General features: G+C 59.9%; 3 protein-coding genes. All 3 read left to right on the top strand.

The features are described from left to right. The first annotated feature begins 139 nt into the window (after positions 1–139). The 3 genes from ABSG20_RS30835 (at position 140) to fumC (ending at position 4,123) form a co-directional block, all read left to right on the top strand. Positions 140–1,540, top strand: coding sequence for a cytochrome ubiquinol oxidase subunit I (locus tag ABSG20_RS30835; RefSeq protein WP_423868234.1), 1,401 nt, complete (start codon positions 140–142; stop codon positions 1,538–1,540). Further along, positions 1,537–2,547 (top strand): cytochrome d ubiquinol oxidase subunit II, encoded by a 1,011-nt coding sequence (cydB, locus tag ABSG20_RS30830; protein WP_423868233.1) that lies wholly within the window; start codon positions 1,537–1,539, stop codon positions 2,545–2,547. Before ABSG20_RS30835 ends, cydB begins: the two co-directional genes overlap by 4 nt. Before the next feature lie 70 nt (positions 2,548–2,617). Then, the gene (gene fumC, locus ABSG20_RS30825; RefSeq protein WP_423868232.1) at positions 2,618–4,123 is read left to right on the top strand and encodes a class II fumarate hydratase; all 1,506 of its coding nucleotides are present in this window, start codon (positions 2,618–2,620) and stop codon (positions 4,121–4,123) included. Positions 4,124–4,376: the final 253 nt, after the last annotated feature.

Genomic DNA, 4,376 nt, shown 5'->3' with positions numbered 1-4,376 from the left:
GATCGGCACGCGAGCACCAGATGATATCAAGGTATGAGCGGACAATACGAGACGACAAGTGGTGCGATGGTCATCGACGCCCTAGCCTGTGCAGGCAATGTCGCCAAAATGAATTGGCCCAAGGCAAGGAGCAAGGCAGATGGATTTTGACGCGGTTTTTCTCTCGCGATTGCAGTTTGCCTGGGTGATCGGCTGGCACATTCTGCTTCCGGCATTCACCGTCGGCACCGCGGCGTTCATTGCCGTCGTTGAAGGATTCCATCTCGCGACCGGGCGCGACGTCTATCTCCGCGTCTCGATGTTCTGGATCAGGATTTTCTCGATCGCCTTCGGCATGGGGGTGGTCACCGGCGTCGTGATGCCGTTCCAGTTCGGCACCAATTGGAGCCGCTATGCGGATGCAACCTCGAACGTGCTTTCGCCGCTCTTTGCCTATGAGGACCTGACGGCGTTCTTTCTCGAGGCGGCGTTTCTCGGTGTCCTGCTATTCGGGCGAAAGCTGGTGCCGGGCTGGGCGCATTTCTTTGCCGCGCTGATGGTGTCGATGGGCACGTTGTTCTCGTCGTTCTGGATCCTGTCGGCCAATAGCTGGATGCAGACGCCGGCCGGCTACGAAATCGTCGACGGCCGGTTCTTTCCGGTGGACTGGCTGCAGGTCGTCTTCAATCCTTCCTTTCCGTCCCGGCTGGCGCACACCGTTGTCGCATTCTTCATCACCGCCGGCTTTGTCGTGCTCGGCGTCGGCGCCTATCTGCTTCGGCGCGGACGATTTGCGGAAGAAGGCCGGACCATGTTGTCAATGACGCTATGGCTGCTGACCGCGCTGGTGCCGTTGCAGATCTTTCTCGGCGACCATCATGGCCTCAACACGCTGGAGCACCAGCCCGCGAAACTTGCCGCCATCGAGGCGCGCTGGGAGACCGGCCGGAACGTGCCTTTGACGCTGTTCGCCATCCCCGACGAAAAGACCGAGAGCAATCGTGCCGCGATCGAGATTCCGGGGCTGGGTAGCCTGATTCTGACCCACAAGGTCGATGGCGAAATCAAAGGTCTCAAGGATTTCCCCGCCGATCAGCGGCCGCCTGTTGCCGTACCCTTCTTTGCTTTCCGGATCATGGTCGGATGCGGCATGCTGATGCTCGGCATCGTGCTGTTGGGCGGGTGGCTACGCTGGCGCGGCCGGCTCACCGGCACGCCGCTGTTTCTGCTGCTGTGCCAACTCGTAACTCCGATCGGATTCGTCGCCGTCATCGCCGGCTGGGCGGTCACCGAGGTCGGGCGCCAGCCCTGGACGGTCTATGGCTTGCTGCGAACGGCGGCGTCGGTGTCGCCGTCATTGACGGGCCGTGACGTTGCGATCTCGCTGCTCGCCTACATGGCTGTCTATCTGTTCATGTATCCCGCCGGACTGCTTTTCATGCTGCGCATCGTCCGCGCCGGCCCGGTGGCGGCCGCGGAAGGGCATGCGACGATCGAGGCCGGACGGCCCCAGGCTCCGGTACTGGCGGGAGCGGGCATCGCAGGAGGAATCGAACCATGAGCCAAGTTCTGGACTTCGTACCGATCTGGACGCTGATCCTGGGCGTCGCCGTCTTCTTGTACGTCCTGCTCGACGGCTTCGACCTCGGCGTCGGCATTCTCTATGGCCTCGCGCCGAACACCGCCGCGCGCAACACCATCATGAACTCGATCGCGCCGATCTGGGATGGCAATGAAACCTGGCTGGTGCTGGGCGGGCTCGGCCTGCTCGCGGCCTTCCCGTTGGCGTTCGCCATCATCATCCCCGCGGTTTATTTTCCGATTCTGGTGATGCTGCTGGCGCTGGTGTTTCGCGGCGTCGCGTTCGAATTCCGCTTCAGCGATGCCGAGCACAAGACGTTCTGGGATCGCGCCTTCAATTACGGTTCGGGCATCGCAACCTTCGCGCAAGGCGTGGTGCTCGGCAGCTTCATCCAGGGATTTCAGGTCAGCGGGCGGATATTTTCCGGCACCTCGTTCAGCTTCCTGACGCCGTTCTCGATCCTGACCGGCATAGCCTTGTTGTTCGGATATGGACTGCTCGGCGCGGGCTGGCTCATTCTCAAGACCGAAGGCGACCTTCAGGACACTGCCCGCCGCCAGGGCCGTGTTTGCCTGATCGGCGTCTTGGCAGCGATCGGTATTGTAAGCATCTGGACGCCGATCATGAATCCTGCGGTCGCCTCACGCTGGTTCGTTTTTCCCAACATGCTGTTTCTGGCGCCGGTTCCGGTTGCCACGGCTGTTGTGGCGCTTGTCACCTGGCGCGCGCTCCACGGCCGCTCGGAAATTCTTCCCTTCGCGGGCGGCATAAGCCTTTTCGCGCTGTCTTTTGCGGGAATTGCCATCAGTCTCTATCCGATGATCGTGCCGCCTCATTTCACTTTGTGGGAGGCCGCGTCCTCGGACCGGACCCAGGCTTTTCTCCTGGTCGGCACGCTCGTGCTGCTGCCAGTCATCCTGACGTACTCGAGCTGGTCCTACTGGGTATTTCGCGGCAAGGTGCGCGCCGACATCGGTTATCACTGAAGCCGCCGCGGAATTGATCGCTGGTTTCAACTGGCCCTGCAGATAGTACCGTTCTCAACGGAGTTTCGAAATGCATCGTCGCGATATGCTCATGGGTAGCCTTGTCACTACATTCGGATTTGCTGGCGGCCCGGGTCCCGTTCTGGCCACGACTCACGAAGGGTCATCACCGGCGGCGGTGAAGTACCGAACGGAAACGGACAGCCTCGGCGAAGTAGAAGTGCCGGCGGACAAGCTGTGGGGCGCTCAGACCCAGCGTTCGCTTGAACATTTCAGCATTGGACCGGATATCATCCCGCCGGAGATGATCACTTCCTATGCCATCTTGAAAAAAGCCGCTGCCAACGCAAACTACTCCGAAAAGCGGCTTGGTGGTTCGGAACGTGAGCTCATCGTTCAGGTTTGTGATGAGATTCTCGCCGGTCAGCACTACGATATGTTCCCCCTGCACGTGTGGATGACCGGCAGCGGAACGCAATTCAACATGAATGTGAACGAAGTGATCTCCAACCGCTGTTGCCAACTCGCGGGCACCCCGCTCGGCAGCAAGAAGCCGGTACATCCAAACGACGACGTCAATATGTCACAGTCGTCCAACGACTCGTTTCCATCCGCCATGTACATGGCAGCTGCGATTAACGTAAAGCACCGTTTGATGCCGGCTGTAATGGCACTGCACGATTCGATTGCCGCGAAGTCCGAGGAGTGGATGGATATCGTCAAGATTGGCCGGACGCACATGCAGGACGCAACCCCCATTACCCTTGGGCAGGAGTGGTCCGGGTACGCGGGCATGCTGTCAGACAATCTTGAGCGGCTCGACGACGCTCTCAAGGGCGTCTATCGCCTGGCGCTGGGCGGCACGGCAGTCGGTACGGGGCTCAATTCGACGCCCGGATTTGCGGAAGCGGTTGCTGCGCAAATCGCCGCGCTGACGAACTTGCCGTTTGTTACCGCGCCAAACAAATTTACAGTCCAGGGGGCCCACGACGCATTGGTACAGCTTTCTGGCACGCTGCGAACACTGGCCGTATCGCTCTACAAGATCGCCAATGATATCCGCCTGATGTCCTGCGGGCCCCGCGCGGGCTTTGGCGAGCTGATTATTCCAGTGAACGAGCCAGGGTCCTCAATCATGCCCGGCAAGGTCAACCCGACCCAGGCCGAAGCCCTTACGATGATTGCCACTATGGTGATGGGACACGACGTGACTACCGGCTTCGGCGGGGCCGGCGGGTCTCTCGAGATGAATGTCTATAAACCTGTCATCATCTATGACATCACACACTCGATCAGGTTGATGACCGACGGCTGCACGAACTTTCGCAAGTTCCTGATCGAAGGCACGAGGCCGAATTTGAAGAAGATCAAGGAATACGTGGATCGATCGCTGATGCTGGTGACCGCTCTTTCGCCGGTCATCGGGTATGACAAGGCGTCCAAGATCGCCCATTGCGCGAGTGACGAGGATCTCACTCTGAGAGAGGCTGCGCTTAAACTCGGCTACATCTCAGCCGACGACTTCGACCGTATTGTCGACCCGAAAAAAATGATCAAACCGTACGTAGCGCAGTGACCGAACCTTCCGGTTACCTCTGCACACCTTGGCGTGCATCCGCGACTAGACCGGCGTTTCCGAAGTTCTGATCATATTGAAGCTTGCGATGCCGCGCTCCCTCTCCCGCTCTTCGCGGGGGAGGGCTGGGGTGGGGGAAGCTCCGGGCGAAGATCCATCGATCGGGTATCGCGGCGATACACGCAACTGAGACCGCCGATGCCGCGCCCCCACTCCTCACACTCCCGAATTTTGGGGGTGACGCAGTCTTCAG

This window comes from Bradyrhizobium sp. (assembly GCF_049512235.1).
Classification (GTDB): domain Bacteria; phylum Pseudomonadota; class Alphaproteobacteria; order Rhizobiales; family Xanthobacteraceae; genus Bradyrhizobium.
This window is presented reverse-complemented; position numbering and strand designations above follow the sequence as displayed.

Coding starts and splice junctions, on each gene's coding strand:
- ABSG20_RS30835 (WP_423868234.1), top strand. CDS start 140: ATGGATTTTGACGCGGTTTTTCTCTCGCGATTGCAGTTTGCCTGGGTG.
- cydB (WP_423868233.1), top strand. CDS start 1,537: ATGAGCCAAGTTCTGGACTTCGTACCGATCTGGACGCTGATCCTGGGC.
- fumC (WP_423868232.1), top strand. CDS start 2,618: ATGCATCGTCGCGATATGCTCATGGGTAGCCTTGTCACTACATTCGGA.